The sequence below is a fragment of the Chryseosolibacter indicum genome (genome assembly GCF_018598585.1).
Lineage (GTDB): Bacteria > Bacteroidota > Bacteroidia > Cytophagales > Cyclobacteriaceae > Chryseosolibacter > Chryseosolibacter indicus.
This window is the reverse complement of record NZ_JAHESD010000046.1, coordinates 1-16,507: the sequence shown is the minus strand read 5'-3', so window position 1 is coordinate 16,507 and position 16,507 is coordinate 1. Positions and strand designations below refer to the sequence as shown.

The window sequence follows — 16,507 nt, the reverse complement described above, 5'->3', positions numbered from 1 at the left end:
GAGATTAAGTTTCACTATTTTTTTCTTTAATACAAGTTTATCATCAATTAATATTTACATCACAAAAAAATACCTTCTATTATCTGGAGCTTATCATCGGTTTCGCTATTTTTAGTAAACCCGTTGTGAAGTATGTCTAAAACAAAGAAGGAGAAAAAGATATTTGTACTCGATACCTCTGTTATTATTTATGAACACAACTCCATACTGAATTTTGATGAGCACGATGTCGGCATTCCAATAACAGTTCTTGAAGAACTGGACAACTTTAAGAAAGGCAATGACACTAAGAATTTTGAAGCACGGGAATTTATAAGATTGCTCGACAAACTTGCCAAAGATAGAATGCTGCACGAGTGGAATCCAATCAACGGCAAGGGCAAAGGTGTGTTTAAAGTGCTTATGGACACACACAGCAGTGTTGATGCTAATAAAGTTTTTAATGAAGTAAAAGCAGATCACCGGATTCTTAATGCCGCACTTCAACTTCAAAAAGAAGAAAAGAGTAAGCGGGTAATTCTCGTTTCAAAAGATGTAAACCTGCGGTTGAAGGCGAAGGCCCTTGGACTTCAGGCAGAAGACTATACCACTGGTAAGGTTCAAAATATCTCATCATTATATTCTGGCAAAACCATTATTGAGAATGCAGAATCAGATATTATTAACTTACTTTATGAAAAAGGATACTGCCCTCCTGCAGACATCCTCGGGAAATTGACCCCTTCTAAAAATCACTATTACATATTAAAAAGCGGTAAGAAATCAGCATTGGCTTTTTACAATCCGCAGAACAACATGCTTGAGCATGTTGAGAAACGTTCCGTTTACGGTGTGAAGCCAAGAAATGCGGAGCAGACTTTTGCTATCCATGCTGCATTAAAACCAGAAATAAAACTGGTTTCAATACAAGGTGTGGCGGGAACAGGTAAAACACTACTAGCCTTGGCCGCAGCCTTAGAACAAAAACGGGAGTACAAACAAATTTATCTGGCAAGGCCAATTGTTCCCTTGAGTAACAAAGACATCGGATATCTGCCTGGTGATATTAAGTCAAAAGTTAATCCCTACATGGAGCCACTTTGGGATAACCTGAAATTTATTCAGAATCAATACAGCGAAACCGATAAGGAATACTCGAAAATAACAGAGATGGTAAATCAGGAGAAGCTTGTTATTACTCCGTTGGCTTATATACGGGGACGAAGCTTATCCAACATTTGCTTTATAGTTGATGAAGCTCAGAACTTAACACCACATGAGGTTAAGACAATTATTACGAGAGCAGGAGAGAATACTAAAATTATTTTTACAGGTGATATTTATCAAATTGATACTCCGTACCTCGATTCACAAAGTAATGGTCTCTCTACCTTGATAGACAGGCTAAAAGACCATGAATTATACGCACACATCACATTAGAAAAAGGAGAACGTTCCGAATTGGCAAACTTGGCAAATACACTCTTGTAGTAAAAGCAACATGCATTTATGTTCTAAGGGTAATGACATAGGCCTCCTCGTTTTTGTTATTTAAAGTTTGTTGTTACTCCAACAGCAAACTTCCTACCCTGAATAAATATGATAGCCTTGATAACGATAAATTAAATGCAATCTGAGCGATCCGATGGGTTTCAGATTACAAGACACTAATCCATTATATGTAAGATATAATATCATTTTGAACCCAAAACGTCCCAATAAAAGAATTGATGCCTAAAGAATATAGCCAATCCAGGTTAAAAGCACAGTTTTAAATCGTGGCCTCAAAATAGTATATCCTTTGCCAATAGAAGGGTAATTCCATGTTTTTCAACTTATTTTTCACTCAATGGCCACTGCAAAAGCAAGTTGATTGCTTAAAAACAAAAGGAGTTTCAATTGGCGCGCGAAAAAAAGATAATAGAGTAATTTACATATATATGTACCGCGAATACTTTGCAGAAGTACATTATAAGAATGATAATCCTGATGAGGAAGCTGAGAAGCTGACTCTCGTCAAAGGATTAAAAAATCTTAACGAATATCTGGAAAAGGAGTTTAAAGCAACCTTTTAGAAACTAAAAGGTTACTTCTTAGAAAGCACTTTCAACATTGTTTCTCCGATCTCAGCAGGAGATGCAACCACATGAAGCCCACATTCTTTCATGATCTTCATTTTAGCTTCAGCAGTATCATCTGCTCCACCAATAATGGCACCTGCGTGTCCCATTCTTCTACCTGGAGGTGCTGTTTGTCCTGCAATGAAACCAACAACAGGCTTTTTGTTACCTGTTTCTTTAATCCATCTCGCTGCAACTGGCTCATAATTACCACCAATTTCACCGATCATAACAATAGCATCAGTGTCAGGGTCATTCATCAATAACTCAACAGCATCTTTGGTAGGGGTACCGATGATAGGATCTCCTCCAATACCAATAGCAGTTGATATTCCTAATCCTGCTTTTACGATTTGGTCAGCAGCTTCATAAGTCAACGTACCTGATTTAGAAACAATACCAATTCTTCCTTGTTTAAAAACAAAGCCTGGCATAATTCCAACCTTTGCCTCTCCGGGAGTTATAACACCAGGACAGTTAGGACCTATTAAAGTAACATTCTTCTGTTGGATGTATTTCTTCGCTGTCATCATATCCTTTACAGGGATACCTTCTGTGATAGCAATAACTACTTTGATTCCTGCTTCAGCAGCTTCCATAATTGCATCTGCAGCAAAAGCCGGGGGAACAAAAATGATGGAGACATCTGCTCCGGTTTTGTCAACAGCTTCTTTAACAGTATTGAAAACAGGTCTACCTAAATGTTCTGTTCCTCCTTTGCCTGGTGTAACACCACCAACAACATTAGTTCCGTATTCAATCATTTGTCCGGCATGGAAAGAGCCTTCAGAACCTGTAAAACCCTGTACAATTACTCTGGAATTCTTATTGACTAAAACACTCATGGAAGTCTGTGCATTTTTATGATGCACAAAAATAGAACAATAATGCTTTTAGCCAAACCCATTAAAATAAAGAAAAAGCCTGATCGTACGTAGTTTTAAAAGGTTTGCAAGTTATTTGTCCTTCTTTTCGTCTTTCATACCATTGCGTATCAGGAAGTTATTATAGTCATCCTTGTATTGCTGAACATCAGGCGCAAGCTCAATGGCTTTGTGATATGCATTTGCAGCGTCAATAAATAACTTGTTTTGCTCAAAAAATCCGGCTAAAATCAGTTGGTTCAGGGCGCTTGTTTCTGTTGTAAGAATAGCAATATCCTTCATTAAAAGAGTTATCCTCTGTTTTTCAGCGGCAGGAAGCCTCTTAATCATGTAGGCAGGCTCAGGCCTCATCTCCGGCTTATCTTTAGGAAAAACTTCAACCAGTATATTAACTTCTTTTTTGAATTTGCTGTCACTCAGATCCAGGATGAGTTCATCCACTATTGATTCTGTCTTCAGCAATTCGTCTCCAAACAAGCTCTTTATAATTATTACATATGACTTCGCATTAGCGATGCTTTCCCAATCTACAATTACCCTATCTCCGTATACCGTCGCAGCTTCGGATTTTGGTAAGTAAACTCTTGTTGTATTACTGCCGCGGTGCACCGCTCCTGTTGCAGAAAGCCTGTTATTCTTTTGAGTATTCGAGCTCAGGATAAATTCGGTGTACTTATTTACAACTGAAGTCCCTGACCCAACTTTAGCTGAAAGATCGCTGACCTTATAGTTTCCTGCTTGCTTTAGTTCAAGCGGTTTTCCTGATGAATGGATCAATCCCAAATATGCGTTATCAGCCAGTTTAACTTCATCTTTCAATTTCAAGATAGATCCTGTTTTCAGAGGCTGCCATGCGCTTCCTGCTTTTACTTCATTCTTGCCCTTATTTACCAACACTTTAAAAGTATAGTCCTGCGCACAAAGGGTGAAAATTGTTAAAGTAAAAAACGTAACTAAAACGACATACTTTTTCATTGAAAATGAAGATAAGGATTACTGAAAGGATAATATAAATAGTAAGACGATTGTAACTCGAGGTAGTTATTATAAGCCGTGCCTTTCAAGAAAAGCCTGGTATGCTTCTTTATACGAAGGAACATCAGGAGCTAGTTTAATAGCCTCCTCGTAAGCAGTAATTGCATCAATATAGAGATTGTGTTCTTCGTAAAAACCTGCAAGTATGTACTTGTTTAAAGCAGTTTGTTCTGAAACGTCAGCTGAAATTTCATTAAGGGATGCATTGATATTCTGAACTTCAAGTGGAGTTAATTTTTTAATAAGATGTCTCTTTGAAGTTTGTTTAGAATCAGCTTTAGAGCTTACTTCAACAAAAAGAGCATTCTCGGAAGCAAGTTTCGCATCTTTCAAATTAACTGTCAAAGATGTTTCCTGAGTCTCATACTTTGCTATTTCTTCATCAAACATGTTGCTAAGTGTTACAAGATAAGGACCAGGAACTTTCCCTTCCCAATTGATAATAGCAACGTTATTAAACACTCCAGAACTTTGAACCTCTGGCAGGGACAATTTAATAGCAGAAATTTCAACATCTCTGTGAACAGCCCCGGTAGCGCTCAACCTGTTCTTCTTTGCCTCTGCTGAGTTACTACTCAAAATAAAATCTGTATACTTATTAATAACACTGGCTCCATTACCAACCTTTGCTGAAAGTTCTGATACTTTGTAACTGCCAGCCTGTTTCAATTCGAGTGGTTTTCCTGTAGCATGAACCAGACCCACGTAGGCATTGTCACCTAATTTAACTTCATCAGAAGATTTAAGGCTAACACCAGTCTTTATAGGTTGCCACACATCACCGGTTTTCATTTCATTAGTACCTTTGTTTGCAAGTACTTTGAAAGCGTAATCTTGTGCAAAAACTGAGGAGCAAAATGTTAAAAACGCAGAAAGGAGGGTAAACGTGTAAGTTCTCATTGGTATAGTTAGTCAGTAAGTGCTACATTACGTATTTTCCACGGTTTGGGTTGTTAATACTTTTCGTGCCCTCCTTGTAAGCGATTCAATCAAAGTATTTTCAACACCCTTGTAAATATCAAAACAGGGGCCAATTAAAGCAAGTGCACCAATAGTTAGCGATAACTCAAGTTTATAGTTAAACGTCGCAAAGAAATACACCACCAGAGCCGATACAATGATAATTTCTATCAACTGAACGATTACAGATAACCCGTCATACAATAAAGGAAAAGTCTTCTCCATCCAATAAAAAAGAAGTACGTTAAGAAAACATATTACAAGCGCTATCGCTATCTGCAACCATTCCGGAATTTCATTGACATAATCTTCATTAAGAATCATGGCTACTACATTGGCATGGATTACAGGGCCAAACATATCTGGGTTTGCTCTTCCTGCAACTTTTGTATTTAGCGGCGTGAAAAATTTATCCTCCCAGGCAGAATCACCAAAGTAATCTCCCAAATACCCAATAATCACTACGTTATTTTCAAACATTGATGGATCGTACTCACCTCGTGAAAAAGGTATCCAATCGATAGCATAACAAAGTGCATTGTAATCAGAAACGGATGTCATGTTTTCGCGTAAGTGTTTTACACGTACATCACTGATATTGATATTACCCCTGAAGTTGATGACCTCCTCATAGTTATTTCTTGCGAGAAATTTCTGGGTCTTAACAGAATCATACAGTTGAGCCATCTTAACAGCGAACGCCAGTTCCTCCCTCCCATTAACATCAATTCTTGGAACAATCGACTTGCATATCTTTACATCCTCCTGGTAGGTAGCCGCACCATTTCCATCTTTGTCGCCGGTAGGCAAATTTGCATAAGCATTGTAAGCATAGTCTTTAAAGATTGGATCTGAGTATTCCATAGAGTCAAAGACATGACCAGGATGTGTTTTAAACAAAGAGTCTGTCTGAAGAAGTCTTGAAACAAGCACAACGTTGCCAGCTTGCTGTATGGCATTACTCAGCATTAAGTTGCCCAACGTATCCAGAAGCTGCGGACAGCTAATGGTGTCATAGTATCCTCCTTCACAATTAAAAAAGCCATCTATACCGATAACTTTTGGCTTGTACTGGCTAATGATCTGAACTTGCTGTGCTATCTCCCGACGGGTAGGACCAATATTGACTAAAACAATCCGGGAATCAGGCATCGGATCAGGCCTTAATTTTGAAAAAACATAATCTGTTAGTTCAAATTCAGAGAGCGCTTGTGAGATGGGGTCAAAGGCACTGAATAAATTAATTTCGGTAATACCCTTAAAGCCCCACATGGAGAGGAAAACAAAGGCAGTAACAGCTACTCCTTTGAATATTAATTTTTTCATACTAGCAAGGTTAGGAGTAAATTTAGAAATTTAAGTCCGATAAATAATGGCCGATTGATTAATCAACGATTCAATGCTGAAAAATATAGGGAAGGCATTCTAAAAAGAGACAGGGTTATGCTTGCAAAGGCTATAACGCTGGTTGAAAGCTCCTTGCCCTCTGATCAACAAATCGCTTCTGACCTTATTAATTACTTGCTCCCTTACACAGGTAACTCCGTAAGAATAGGAATTACTGGGGTGCCAGGTGTTGGTAAGAGCACTTTTATTGAAGCTTTTGGCAAACATGTTATTGCTCAAGGTAAAAGAGTTGCGATTCTCACTATTGACCCGAGCAGCCAGGTTACAAGGGGTAGCATTCTCGGTGACAAGACCCGTATGGAAGAGTTAGTAAGAGACAGGAATGCATTTATCCGCCCATCCTCATCCGGAGAAAAACTTGGAGGCGTTGCTAACAACACAAGAGAATCTATTCTTCTTTGTGAAGCTGCGGGCTTTGACATAATAATTGTAGAAACTGTTGGCGTAGGTCAATCTGAAACAAGTGTTAAAAATATGGTAGACTTCTTCCTGTTGTTAATGCTGGCAGGTGCTGGTGACGAACTGCAAGGCATTAAAAAGGGCATTGTAGAAATGGCAGACGCACTTGTGATCACCAAAGCTGACGGAGATAACGAAAGAAAAGCTTCAGAAGCCATGGCTGAATATCAGCAGGCTTTGCATTTTGGTATGCAGAAATCTTCTGATTGGTCTACCAAAGTCTTAAAATGTTCGGCTTTAACAAATCAGGGAATTGATAGCGTATGGCAAACAATTCTTAATTACACGGAGAAGACAAAAACTTCCGGATATTTCAGTACAAACAGGGAGCAACAAAACATCGCATGGATGGCCGATCAATTTCAGTTTCTTTTATCAAATGATTTCAAAAAATTTGAAACAATACAAAAGCTCAACACCTCTTTAAAGGAACAAGTCGCCCGGCTCAAACTGTCCCCTGCCACGGCAGCCATCAAATTACTAAACGCTTATCATGAGGCAATTAAAAGCTTGAAATGATTTAGTCCAACAATTCCTGAAACCAGAACGCCGTCTGATTTTCTATTACACTTCCATCACTCGCTTTTGAGTTGAAGGAGTACTTCTGTTCAATAACTTCACCGTAGTTAAAGGGAATAGGGTGTTTAAAAATAGGGCCACTATATACAAAAGAATGGAACTCTCCATTTTCACCACAAGGATCTACACCTTGTTTTAAAGCCTTAGGAAATTCTTCATTGATTGTCTTCCCCACCATCTCTTTTGAAAACAGATCTTGTTTGGCAGCACATATTACTGTTTTAAAACCTGTATTAATAAAATCTTCCAGCAGAACATAAGAATCAAGACCCCAGATGGGGTAAACTGGCTTTAAGCCCGAATTCTTTAACAGCTTCTCCCTGTAAGCTTTAAGATCCTCAAGAAAAATATCACCAAACATAATGTGAGTAATACCGCTATGCACACACTGCTTATAAAAATTCGTCATTAAAGTTTCATAAGCTTTATGATTATCCGCAGCTGGCAGGTATAATTTCACCAATGGTATTCCAAGTGCCTCGGCCTGCCGCTCTATCAATGATTCAGGTACACCGTGTAACCCTACACGCCTGGTATCTGAATTAAAAACAGTATGCAGGTGAACCACATCATACTCACCTGACAACATAATTCTATATAATGCAAAAGCAGAATCCTTACCTCCGCTCCAACTTATTGTTATTTTCCTTCTTGAATCCATAAGGGCAATGTCTACATCCACTCTTACAACAATAACCACGTTTAAGATGATAGGCCGACGTAAAAACAACGAATCCATTCTCCATGTAGAAGTCTTCATTCTTTTCACCTTTCGACTTTTCGTCTTTCATCTTTAAAATTACTTTAACAATATAACTGTTACACTAGTTGCCCCACCGGGTACAACCGGTGGTACAACCTTGCCTCAAGGTAACTTTATAACAATTAATACCCGTACGCAAGCAAACTTATTATTCTGTAATATCATAAACAATCTTACCTCAAGTTCATTTGTGAATGGCTTCAATAGGGTATAATACTCCCTTATGACTATCCTATCGGTTTATATTTAAGCCGCAGAGACATCAGTCAAATATTTTACAGATGGTGTTTAAGCAATCAAATCATCAATGTAGTAACTTGCCCCTTCGTCTATCACCGCCACCATGGATTTTAAAAAGATTTGTAAACCTTTTCACGATCTCACTCCTATCGACCTATACGCTATTATCAAGTTAAGAATTGAAGTATTCATTATAGAACAAAATTGCATATTTCAAGACCTGGATGATAAAGACCAGGAGTGCTATCATCTCATGTTTTATAAAGATGGTTCGCTGGAAGCCTATTCCCGATTGCTTCCTGCGGGATTGTCCTATCCTGAAATGTCTATAGGCAGAGTGATTACCAGTAAGCGCGTAAGAGGCACAGGTGCAGGCAAACAGTTAATGGAAGAGTCAATTGATCTTTGTTATCAGTATTTCGGTAAGGGGCCAATAAAAATAGGGGCACAATTATATGCGAAAAAGTTCTATGAGCAGGTGGGCTTTCAACAAAGCGGCCCTGTTTATCTTGAGGATGGAATAGAGCATATTACAATGACGAAACAGTAAGAGACCATTTTGAACAATCCCACAAATGAAAAGAATACAGCTTATATTCTTACTCAGCGCCTTCCTGCTAGGATGTAAGAACAAAAAAGAAAACGCCTCACCACAATTTTCGCAACCTGAAAAAATAAAAATAAAATATGCTAGTGGGTTTAAGGTAACTGCATTAAAAAATGCTACACTGGCCGAAGTCACTTATCCGTTTCAGGGAGCAACCTCAGGTTATAAGTACCTACTTGTACCTGCAGGAGAAGAAGTTCCTGAACACGATGCTCAGACAAGAATAATATATACACCTGTTAGCAGCATTGTATGTACTTCAACTACACACATTCCCTTGCTGGATTATCTTGACGAAAGTGATAAGCTAGTTGGTTTTCCTACAACAGACTTTATAAGTTCTATAAAGATGAGAAAAAGAATTGATGCAGGTAAAGTTACTGACCTTGGCATGGACAAGGGGTTGAACATGGAAATGCTTGTTTCGTTAAAGCCAGACCTCGTAATGGGATACACCATGAGTAGCGACTACGGTCAGTTTAAAAAAATGGAAGAGCTCGGTATCCCTGTAGTGATCAACGCTGAATATCTTGAGAAACACCCTCTGGGAAGAGCCGAATGGATAAAATTCATGGCATTGTTCTTCAATAAGGAAAAGCAAGCTGATTCTGTATTTCAGGTTATTGAAAAAAATTATCTGCAAGTGAAGTCAATGACCGATACAATAAAACATAAGCCTTCTGTACTAAGCGGAATTGTTTACGGAGATGCATGGTTCCTTCCGGGCGGAGAGAACTATGCGTCGAGAATTTTAAAAGATGCGGCGTGTGACTACCTGTGGGGTAACGATCAGTCCAACGGGTTTTTACAAATAAGTTTTGAAGCCGTGTATGAGAAAGCGCACCAGGCTGACCTATGGATTGGTGTTGGCAATTATGCCAACCTGAAAGAGATTGAAAATGCCGACCACCGGTATTCAAAATTTAAAGCCTTTCAGAATAAAAAGGTTTATACCTACGATGCCCGAAAAGGAGCAAAAGGAGGAAGTGAATTTATGGAACTGGGATATTTAAGACCCGATATTATTATTAAGGATCTTACCAAGATCGCTCATCCAAACTTGCTAACTGACTATGAATTATACTTTCATAAAAAGCTGCAATAGGTAACTCATAAAGACAGGGGGTTAACTTAATAAGTTAACCCTCTCGTTTGTTACTGTTAAAGTGTTTCAACTTCCTCGGTTACAACCGCTATCCCTGCTTTTTGCATGGCACCATAACCGCCATACACATTGACAAGGCTATTGAAACCATGATTTTTCATAATGGAAATAGCAGTCATCGATCTATAACCACCACCACAATGAACAATGTACGTCTTCTGTTTATTGAGTGTTTTAAGATTATGAGGAAAATCTGAAAGGGGAAGAAACTTAGCATCTTTCATATGGCCGGCATTCCATTCACCAGGCTTTCTTACATCCAACACTTCAATATCTTCGTGAAGTTCACTTTTTAACTTCTCTGCTGTAACTGAAGTTACCGTATCAATTTTATCTGGCCAGGAGTCAACTCCACCCTCCAAATATCCCAATACATTTTCATAACCCACGCGTGCAAGTCGAAGCACTGATTCATATTCCTTTCCAGGTGCTGTTACCAATATCAGTGGCCTCTTAATATCTATTAGGGTACCTACCCACACAGCAAACTGTCCGTTTAGCCCGATATTAATAGATCCTGGTATGAAAGCTTTTTCAAAATCATTTGCCTCTCGGGTATCAAGTATCTGTGCCCCTTCAATTACTGCCTTTTTAAAAGCCTCTGCATTTAATGCAGTCTGATTTGACTTAATTACTTCTTCTATCGGATTATATCCGAGTTTATTAATTTTAGAATCTTCAAAGAAGTATTGAGGTGGCGGAAGAATACCCTCAGTTACCTTTTCAATAAATTCTTTACGACCCATCTCCTTCAAAGCATAATTCAGTTTTTTCTGTATGCCTATTGTCGATTGCGTTTCTTTGCCAATGTTCTTTCCGCAGGCAGAGCCAGGGCCATGCGCGGGATAAACAATCACATCATCCGGCAAAGTCTTTATTTTTTTCAGAGAATCATACATCATGCTGGCTAGCTCTTCCCTGCTCATCACGCCATCCAAAAGGTCTGGCCTTCCTACATCACCAACAAACAAAGTATCTCCGCTAAACAGCGCATGCTCTTTTCCTGTTTCATCAATTAATAAATAACAAGTGGATTCAGGCGTATGACCAGGCGTATGTAATACTTTTATTTTAACCTTGCCCAACGTAAATACCTCCCCATCTTCCGCATTATAGACCTTATACTGCGTTTCTGCGTTTGGACCGTAAATAATCGGTGCATTTGTTTTTCTCGAAAGATCAAGGTGGCCAGACACGAAGTCAGCATGAAAATGTGTCTCGAAAACGTACTTAATCGTCGCTTTTCGTCTTGCTGCCAGTTCTAAATAAGGTTCGGTCTCACGAAGAGGATCTATAATGGCTGCTTCGCCTTCCGATTCTATATAATAAGCAGCTTCTGCAAGACAATTCGTATACAATTGTTCAATGTACATTGTATCTGTAATTTATTTCAGGTTAAGTATGGTAAATTCCACTTTGTTTAAGCGTAACTTGGTCAGACAAATTTGGTAAAAATTCCTGTGTTATCATTAAGGCTGGTAACTTTGTATTCCTATTAGTAATAATGAGCCGTTTTTTTTTAGCTTTCATAACTTTCTTACTTCTTATCTGTCAGGCCTCGCCAGCAAAACCTTTTGGCCCTTCTCTTAATGCAGATTTTAACCGCTACCAAGAGAATGGTAAGGTTGGTTTAAAAAACCAAAAAGGCGATATTTTAATTCCCGCCAAATACGATGCTTTGGGCTGGAGCAATGGAGAATTTTCTGTTGTCGAAAATGTTATAGGCTATCAACTTAATGGATATTGGGGGTTGATCTCCCTAAACAATAACCGCGTTACTAAAAACGAATTCGTAGACTTGTCTCCTGGAAGTGGCAATATTATCGTGGCCAGAAAAAAGCTTCCCAATTCCGTTACCATCAAAACAGGATGCCTTACACCTACAGGCAAGGTAATAGTGCCCTTTCTTTATGATGGATTAAGTGTTACAGCATTACGAGCTATTGTCTATGACAGAAACGGACTTCAATTCAAGCATGGGCTGATTGACTTCAATAACAAAGTTCTGATACCGCTAAACTACCAGGCAATTTACCCCCTGGGTAGTCTGCGTTTTGGTGTAGTTGCTTTTGACAACAAAACAGCCATTTTCTCTGATGATGGCAAACAACTCACAACTTTTACAATAGACAGCATATCATCCTTTAAAAAGAATTATGCTGTCATCTATCAAAACCACAAACAAGGCCTGATCAACAGAGATGGGCAAATTAAATTAGAACCAGCTTATCGCGAAGTCGTAATAGAAGATAATGGTACAGTAAAAGTACGCCAGGCAGATGGTTGGCTCTTTCTTAAAGGAGATAACAAGCTCATTAGAGAATTCCGTGCAGATTCCATTGAGCCAGCCTTGCAAAATCTCTATAAGATCAAGACAATAGGTAAGGTACAATTAGCAGATAAAGATTTTAAGCCTTTAACAAATCATCTGGTCTCCTCTGTTGGCCCTTTTAATAAGGGCAAGGCAATCTACAAGCTGCATGATAACATGGGGCTGTTAAAAAGCGATGGTACGATAGTTATTGAAGCAAAATACAACAACTTCATTTTTGATGATGATAGAATCAGAGCAAGCTTTGTAAGGAGCAATACTACTGAATGGTGTTTACTCGATACCCTTGGCAAATCCCTTACTGAAAGAAAATATGATTTCATTGCTCCTTATAACGGTGCCTTTTATCCCGTTAAAAGAAAGGATTACTGGGGAGGCTTAAACAAACAAGGAAAAGAAATTATTGCATGTGTTCATGATTCAATCAAACAATACCTGGACAATTACATAATTGTTAAGTTCAAAGGACAATACGGGATAATTAATACAAATGAAAATTGGATTGTTGCGCCTCAACGCAATCAGCTTGAGTTAGTGAGTAATGAACGGTATCTCGAAAGATCTACCCCTAATACTTTTCTGAAGTCAATGAAAAGCGAGCTCATCTATTTCACAGAAAATAAAGTAGTATCTAAAGCCGACCATTTACTTGAGTACCTCTCTACCGGCGCAATTTATAAGATCAACCTGAATGGATTAATTGCAGACCGTTTTTATCAGCCTGAAGGTGTAGAAGAAATATTTACAGAAAGTGAAGAATACAGAGCCATAAAAAAAGATGGCAAGTACGGCTTTATCGACAGTCGTTCCCGACTACGCATTGCTAACCGCTATGATAATGTAAGACCTTTTAATGAAGGTCTCGCTCCTATCAAGCTACTTGGGCGTTGGGGCTTCATTAACAAAGAAGACAGGATTGCTGTTCAACCACTCTATGATGATGTCTCCCCTTTTAAAAATGGTTTTTCTGTGGTGCGAAAAGGAGATATGTTCGGATTGATCGATAAGACAGGGAAACTAATTTTACCAGTGCGGTATGAAGCCATCGACGTTCTTCCAACCAAGAGGTTCCTGATAAAACAGAATGGACTGTTTGGCGCTGTTGATAGCAATGGTAGAGTGATCTTAACAACAAAGTACCAGTCTGTAAAAGATTTGGCAAACGACTATCTCATTGTTGAGTACGACAATAAGTGGGGCGTAATATCTACCAAAGGTATAAGCACAATTCCATTAATTTATGATGGCATTTTATACGACAAATTTCATGACGAATTCCTGGCTTTAAAGAGATCCGAATGGCAGGTAGCGCAGATTCAATAGCGTCACAATGTTTCTAATTCCCTCCCTAGCAGCATCTCGTTCTCATCATCAAAACAAACAAATACAACTTCTTCAATCACTTGATGAGAAGTTAGAAATGTTGCTACTGTTTTTACAGCAATTTTTGCAGCTTGTTCTTTAGGGAACCGATATATGCCGGTGCTGATATTCGGGAATGCAATTCGTCTGCATCCATTCTCAACTGCCAAACGCAAGGAATTTTCATAACACGCTGCAAGTTTTAATTCTTCCTGGTTCTTCCCCCCATTCCATACAGGCCCAACTGTGTGAATCACAAACTTTGCTTTTAACTTTCCAGCTGTGGTAATCACAGCATCGCCAGTCTTACAACCGCCCTGCCTTGCCACTATCTTTTTGCAGGCTTCGAGTATCTCTGGTCCACCTGCCCTATGGATAGCACCATCTACACCTCCGCCGCCCATTAACGATGTATTTGCTGCATTAACAATAGCATCCGTTTCTATCTTCGTAATATCGCCTTTAACAACCTGTATCCTTTCCTTCATGGCGTAAAACTAATGTTATAAAATTCTAAACATTAGGTGTTTTATTTATTAGCTGCCTTTAGAGAAAAACTTAAAGGTATTTCCCTCGCGGAAACCTCGCTTTTTAAGTATCTCCTGCATAACACTATTATCAACTTCTGTCAACACTTCTATTAGTGGTATATTTAATTTTTCGAGATCTTCTTCAAAATATTGAAATAGCGCAGATCCTACACCTTTTTTCTGATATAACTTATCAACAATCAAAGTATCGAGATAAGAGTATGTCTGATGATAGTCTGCCAACAAAGCCCCCACTACCTTTCCCTCGTATTCACATACAAAAAATTTCTTTTTAGTATCGAACACATACTCCAACAGATCTTTTGTGCCATAACCAGTATCATCTTCTCCAAAAACATTGGTATCGCTGTTAAATAAAACTGTTAACACCTCAACATCATCTTCATTTGCTAAACGTATTTGCATCGTCCGGTAGTTGTCTTTAATTCATGTCCAATTGCCTGAAAATTACGCTGTCTAAGGATTTAAAGACCCGAAACTTACATGCAGATGTAAATTAAGATAAGAACTAGTAACTTCACTATTCTAAACCCCATATTATGCAATTTACAAACGCTATTTCTGTAAACAGAAAGAGTCTTGCCGGAAACCGATGGCTACAAATTTTTCTAATCCTCTTCTTTTCAATTTGGATATCCACGCTTATTGGCACAAGTGACATGAGTAACTGGATTCTGGAAAATATGCTGGTTATTCTGTTTCTCGTTTTTTTAACTGTTACCTACCGTCATTATCAATTCAGTGATTTAAGCTATTTACTAATCTGTGTCTACCTCTGTCTTCATGCCTATGGTTCAAAATATACTTACGCAGAAAATCCCTTTGGCTACTGGTTAAAAGACTCCTTCAATCTAGAGCGTAACCACTATGATAGAATTGTTCATTTCAGTTTTGGATTTCTGCTTGCCTATCCTATGCGTGAAGTTTTTCTAAATTGGCTGCGCTTCCCGGTCTGGGTATCATGGGCATTACCTATCGAGATAACGCTATCGGTAAGCGGTCTATACGAACTCATTGAATGGGCAGTAGCAGATGTATTCTTTAAAGCACAAGGCGATGCCTATTTAGGCACCCAAGGCGATATATGGGACGCTCAAAAAGATATGTTTCTTGCAACCTTAGGCGCAATACTGGCAACAACTATTGTTTCCGTTATTAAAAAATCTTTTAAGATAGAACGTATCGAAGCTTAACGAGTAAATGTAAATCTCTGCACTATAAGAGAGGTGCAGAGATTTTTCGTTTTTCATTCTAGTTATTATTTCTTTCCGCAGCCTGACTATCGCGAATGTTCTTTTGAACTGCAACCGCAGCAAACATAGCCAGCAGAAATGCGAAGGCATAAAATCCTTTTTCACTGGGCAGCAATGTTGCGTTCCATAAGCCCACCGTTAGCAAAACAATAGTTAGAATAACAGAAAACCAACTGATGCCATAGTAAACATCCGTTACCATAATGTTTTCGAGTCTATCCCTTACTGCCTTTTGTAAAGATATTACAGAAAAAAGCCCATACATTAATACAGTAAAGTAATAGCCTTTCTCATTAAGCTGCATATCAGAACGCCATAGACCAATAAGATAGCCTATCATACCTGTACCCAGAGCTACCCACGAAGCTCCAATAAATGCACCCGACGGTTTTTGATTCATAAATTGTGTTTAAATGAATATAAATTGCCTGATTAATAATTTATCTAGCCTATACTGTATATAGTGCTTTCATTAAATGAAATAATTTTAATGTAGATTATTTGAGAAGTAAATTATACTACTGAACAGTACAATTGAATCACCTGATAATTTATACATGCAGAAATGTTCTGATGATTAAACGAAATGGAATATGGATAAGTTACATTACATAAAGCAGGAAGAGTTTGTTTGATACCAACACTTGGAGCATGATTACCATTTTTTGCGGTTCATTTCGCATACCATAGAATACTCCCTTTAGCAAAATCAAGGGGAAAACCGCAAACCTTTAAAAGTCTGAGAAAGTATTTGAAAGTCTGGGAAAGTCTTGGGAAAGTATTAGAGGAGACTAGGAGGAGAGTTAGACGA

General features: G+C 38.5%; 17 protein-coding genes. 7 read left to right on the top strand and 10 right to left on the bottom strand.

All coding sequences use genetic code 11. The features are described from left to right. Window positions 1-132 precede the first annotated feature (132 nt). Both KK060_RS17395 and KK060_RS25090 read left to right on the top strand, forming a co-directional pair. Window positions 133-1,470: a PhoH family protein gene (locus tag KK060_RS17395; RefSeq protein WP_254155046.1), complete on the top strand. Its 1,338-nt coding sequence runs from the start codon at window positions 133-135 to the stop codon at window positions 1,468-1,470. Window positions 1,471-1,919: 449 nt separating this feature from the next. Then, on the top strand, window positions 1,920-2,054 hold the full coding sequence (locus tag KK060_RS25090; RefSeq protein ID WP_302180113.1) for a hypothetical protein: 135 nt from the start codon (window positions 1,920-1,922) through the stop codon (window positions 2,052-2,054). An 11-nt stretch (window positions 2,055-2,065) separates the two neighbouring features. On the opposite strand, the gene sucD is transcribed toward KK060_RS25090, so the two are convergent. The 4 genes from sucD to KK060_RS17375 all read right to left on the bottom strand — a co-directional run bounded on the left by sucD (window position 2,066) and on the right by KK060_RS17375 (window position 6,304). Next, complete coding sequence (gene sucD, locus KK060_RS17390) at window positions 2,066-2,944, bottom strand: succinate--CoA ligase subunit alpha (RefSeq protein WP_254155045.1); 879 nt, start codon at window positions 2,942-2,944, stop codon at window positions 2,066-2,068. 111 nt (window positions 2,945-3,055) lie between these two features. Then, window positions 3,056-3,958 carry a hypothetical protein gene (locus KK060_RS17385; protein ID WP_254155044.1) on the bottom strand — a complete coding sequence of 301 codons (903 nt, stop codon included), beginning with the start codon at window positions 3,956-3,958 and terminating at the stop codon, window positions 3,056-3,058. Between the two features lie 69 nt (window positions 3,959-4,027). Continuing rightward, window positions 4,028-4,918 carry a hypothetical protein gene (locus tag KK060_RS17380; protein WP_254155043.1) on the bottom strand — a complete coding sequence of 297 codons (891 nt, stop codon included), beginning with the start codon at window positions 4,916-4,918 and terminating at the stop codon, window positions 4,028-4,030. Between the two features lie 27 nt (window positions 4,919-4,945). After that, a complete protein-coding gene (locus KK060_RS17375; protein ID WP_254155042.1) occupies window positions 4,946-6,304 on the bottom strand; it encodes a CHASE2 domain-containing protein in 1,359 nt (452 codons plus the stop codon). A 54-nt stretch (window positions 6,305-6,358) separates the two neighbouring features. On the opposite strand from KK060_RS17375, the gene meaB reads away from it, so the two are divergent. Next, window positions 6,359-7,363, top strand: coding sequence for a methylmalonyl Co-A mutase-associated GTPase MeaB (meaB, locus tag KK060_RS17370; protein ID WP_302180112.1), 1,005 nt, complete (start codon window positions 6,359-6,361; stop codon window positions 7,361-7,363). Between the two features lies 1 nt (window position 7,364). Here the strand turns inward: meaB and KK060_RS17365 are convergent, their stop codons facing one another. Further along, entirely contained in the window at window positions 7,365-8,084 is a 720-nt protein-coding gene (locus KK060_RS17365) for a Dph6-related ATP pyrophosphatase (protein ID WP_254155041.1), read from the bottom strand. Beyond that, window positions 8,041-8,169 carry a C1orf53 family protein gene (locus KK060_RS17360; protein ID WP_254155071.1) on the bottom strand — a complete coding sequence of 43 codons (129 nt, stop codon included), beginning with the start codon at window positions 8,167-8,169 and terminating at the stop codon, window positions 8,041-8,043. The genes KK060_RS17365 and KK060_RS17360 overlap by 44 nt, the downstream gene beginning before the upstream one ends. 360 nt (window positions 8,170-8,529) lie before the next feature. On the opposite strand from KK060_RS17360, the gene KK060_RS17355 reads away from it, so the two are divergent. Together KK060_RS17355 and KK060_RS17350 are read left to right on the top strand one after the other, a co-directional pair. Beyond that, window positions 8,530-8,976, top strand: a complete 447-nt coding sequence (locus tag KK060_RS17355; protein WP_254155040.1) for a GNAT family N-acetyltransferase — start codon at window positions 8,530-8,532, stop codon at window positions 8,974-8,976. A 25-nt stretch (window positions 8,977-9,001) separates the two neighbouring features. Next, window positions 9,002-10,138: an ABC transporter substrate-binding protein gene (locus KK060_RS17350; RefSeq protein WP_254155039.1), complete on the top strand. Its 1,137-nt coding sequence runs from the start codon at window positions 9,002-9,004 to the stop codon at window positions 10,136-10,138. A 56-nt stretch (window positions 10,139-10,194) separates the two neighbouring features. Here the strand turns inward: KK060_RS17350 and KK060_RS17345 are convergent, their stop codons facing one another. Further along, window positions 10,195-11,571, bottom strand: coding sequence for an MBL fold metallo-hydrolase (locus KK060_RS17345; RefSeq protein WP_254155038.1), 1,377 nt, complete (start codon window positions 11,569-11,571; stop codon window positions 10,195-10,197). A 131-nt stretch (window positions 11,572-11,702) separates the two neighbouring features. On the opposite strand from KK060_RS17345, the gene KK060_RS17340 reads away from it, so the two are divergent. Continuing rightward, a complete protein-coding gene (locus KK060_RS17340; protein WP_254155037.1) occupies window positions 11,703-13,853 on the top strand; it encodes a WG repeat-containing protein in 2,151 nt (716 codons plus the stop codon). Window positions 13,854-13,855: 2 nt separating this feature from the next. Here the strand turns inward: KK060_RS17340 and KK060_RS17335 are convergent, their stop codons facing one another. Next, window positions 13,856-14,380 (bottom strand): O-acetyl-ADP-ribose deacetylase, encoded by a 525-nt coding sequence (locus tag KK060_RS17335; RefSeq protein ID WP_254155036.1) that lies wholly within the window; start codon window positions 14,378-14,380, stop codon window positions 13,856-13,858. A 48-nt stretch (window positions 14,381-14,428) separates the two neighbouring features. Then, complete coding sequence (locus KK060_RS17330; RefSeq protein WP_254155035.1) at window positions 14,429-14,848, bottom strand: GNAT family N-acetyltransferase; 420 nt, start codon at window positions 14,846-14,848, stop codon at window positions 14,429-14,431. A 134-nt stretch (window positions 14,849-14,982) separates the two neighbouring features. On the opposite strand from KK060_RS17330, the gene KK060_RS17325 reads away from it, so the two are divergent. Beyond that, window positions 14,983-15,636, top strand: coding sequence for a DUF2238 domain-containing protein (locus tag KK060_RS17325; RefSeq protein WP_254155034.1), 654 nt, complete (start codon window positions 14,983-14,985; stop codon window positions 15,634-15,636). Between the two features lie 58 nt (window positions 15,637-15,694). Here the strand turns inward: KK060_RS17325 and yiaA are convergent, their stop codons facing one another. Further along, window positions 15,695-16,096, bottom strand: coding sequence for an inner membrane protein YiaA (gene yiaA, locus KK060_RS17320; RefSeq protein ID WP_254155033.1), 402 nt, complete (start codon window positions 16,094-16,096; stop codon window positions 15,695-15,697). Window positions 16,097-16,507 lie beyond the last annotated feature (411 nt).

What these genes read in the sequence shown, in the direction of transcription:
- KK060_RS17385 (WP_254155044.1), bottom strand. Translation starts at nt 3,958, where the DNA reads ATGAAAAAGTATGTCGTTTTAGTTACGTTTTTTACTTTAACAATTTTC.
- KK060_RS17395 (WP_254155046.1), top strand. Translation starts at nt 133, where the DNA reads ATGTCTAAAACAAAGAAGGAGAAAAAGATATTTGTACTCGATACCTCT.
- KK060_RS17360 (WP_254155071.1), bottom strand. Translation starts at nt 8,169, where the DNA reads ATGGAGAATGGATTCGTTGTTTTTACGTCGGCCTATCATCTTAAACGT.
- KK060_RS17365 (WP_254155041.1), bottom strand. Translation starts at nt 8,084, where the DNA reads ATGGATTCAAGAAGGAAAATAACAATAAGTTGGAGCGGAGGTAAGGAT.
- KK060_RS17325 (WP_254155034.1), top strand. Translation starts at nt 14,983, where the DNA reads ATGCAATTTACAAACGCTATTTCTGTAAACAGAAAGAGTCTTGCCGGA.
- KK060_RS25090 (WP_302180113.1), top strand. Translation starts at nt 1,920, where the DNA reads ATGTACCGCGAATACTTTGCAGAAGTACATTATAAGAATGATAATCCT.
- sucD (WP_254155045.1), bottom strand. Translation starts at nt 2,944, where the DNA reads ATGAGTGTTTTAGTCAATAAGAATTCCAGAGTAATTGTACAGGGTTTT.
- KK060_RS17355 (WP_254155040.1), top strand. Translation starts at nt 8,530, where the DNA reads ATGGATTTTAAAAAGATTTGTAAACCTTTTCACGATCTCACTCCTATC.
- KK060_RS17330 (WP_254155035.1), bottom strand. Translation starts at nt 14,848, where the DNA reads ATGCAAATACGTTTAGCAAATGAAGATGATGTTGAGGTGTTAACAGTT.
- KK060_RS17345 (WP_254155038.1), bottom strand. Translation starts at nt 11,571, where the DNA reads ATGTACATTGAACAATTGTATACGAATTGTCTTGCAGAAGCTGCTTAT.
- KK060_RS17335 (WP_254155036.1), bottom strand. Translation starts at nt 14,380, where the DNA reads ATGAAGGAAAGGATACAGGTTGTTAAAGGCGATATTACGAAGATAGAA.
- KK060_RS17380 (WP_254155043.1), bottom strand. Translation starts at nt 4,918, where the DNA reads ATGAGAACTTACACGTTTACCCTCCTTTCTGCGTTTTTAACATTTTGC.
- KK060_RS17350 (WP_254155039.1), top strand. Translation starts at nt 9,002, where the DNA reads ATGAAAAGAATACAGCTTATATTCTTACTCAGCGCCTTCCTGCTAGGA.
- KK060_RS17340 (WP_254155037.1), top strand. Translation starts at nt 11,703, where the DNA reads ATGAGCCGTTTTTTTTTAGCTTTCATAACTTTCTTACTTCTTATCTGT.
- yiaA (WP_254155033.1), bottom strand. Translation starts at nt 16,096, where the DNA reads ATGAATCAAAAACCGTCGGGTGCATTTATTGGAGCTTCGTGGGTAGCT.
- KK060_RS17375 (WP_254155042.1), bottom strand. Translation starts at nt 6,304, where the DNA reads ATGAAAAAATTAATATTCAAAGGAGTAGCTGTTACTGCCTTTGTTTTC.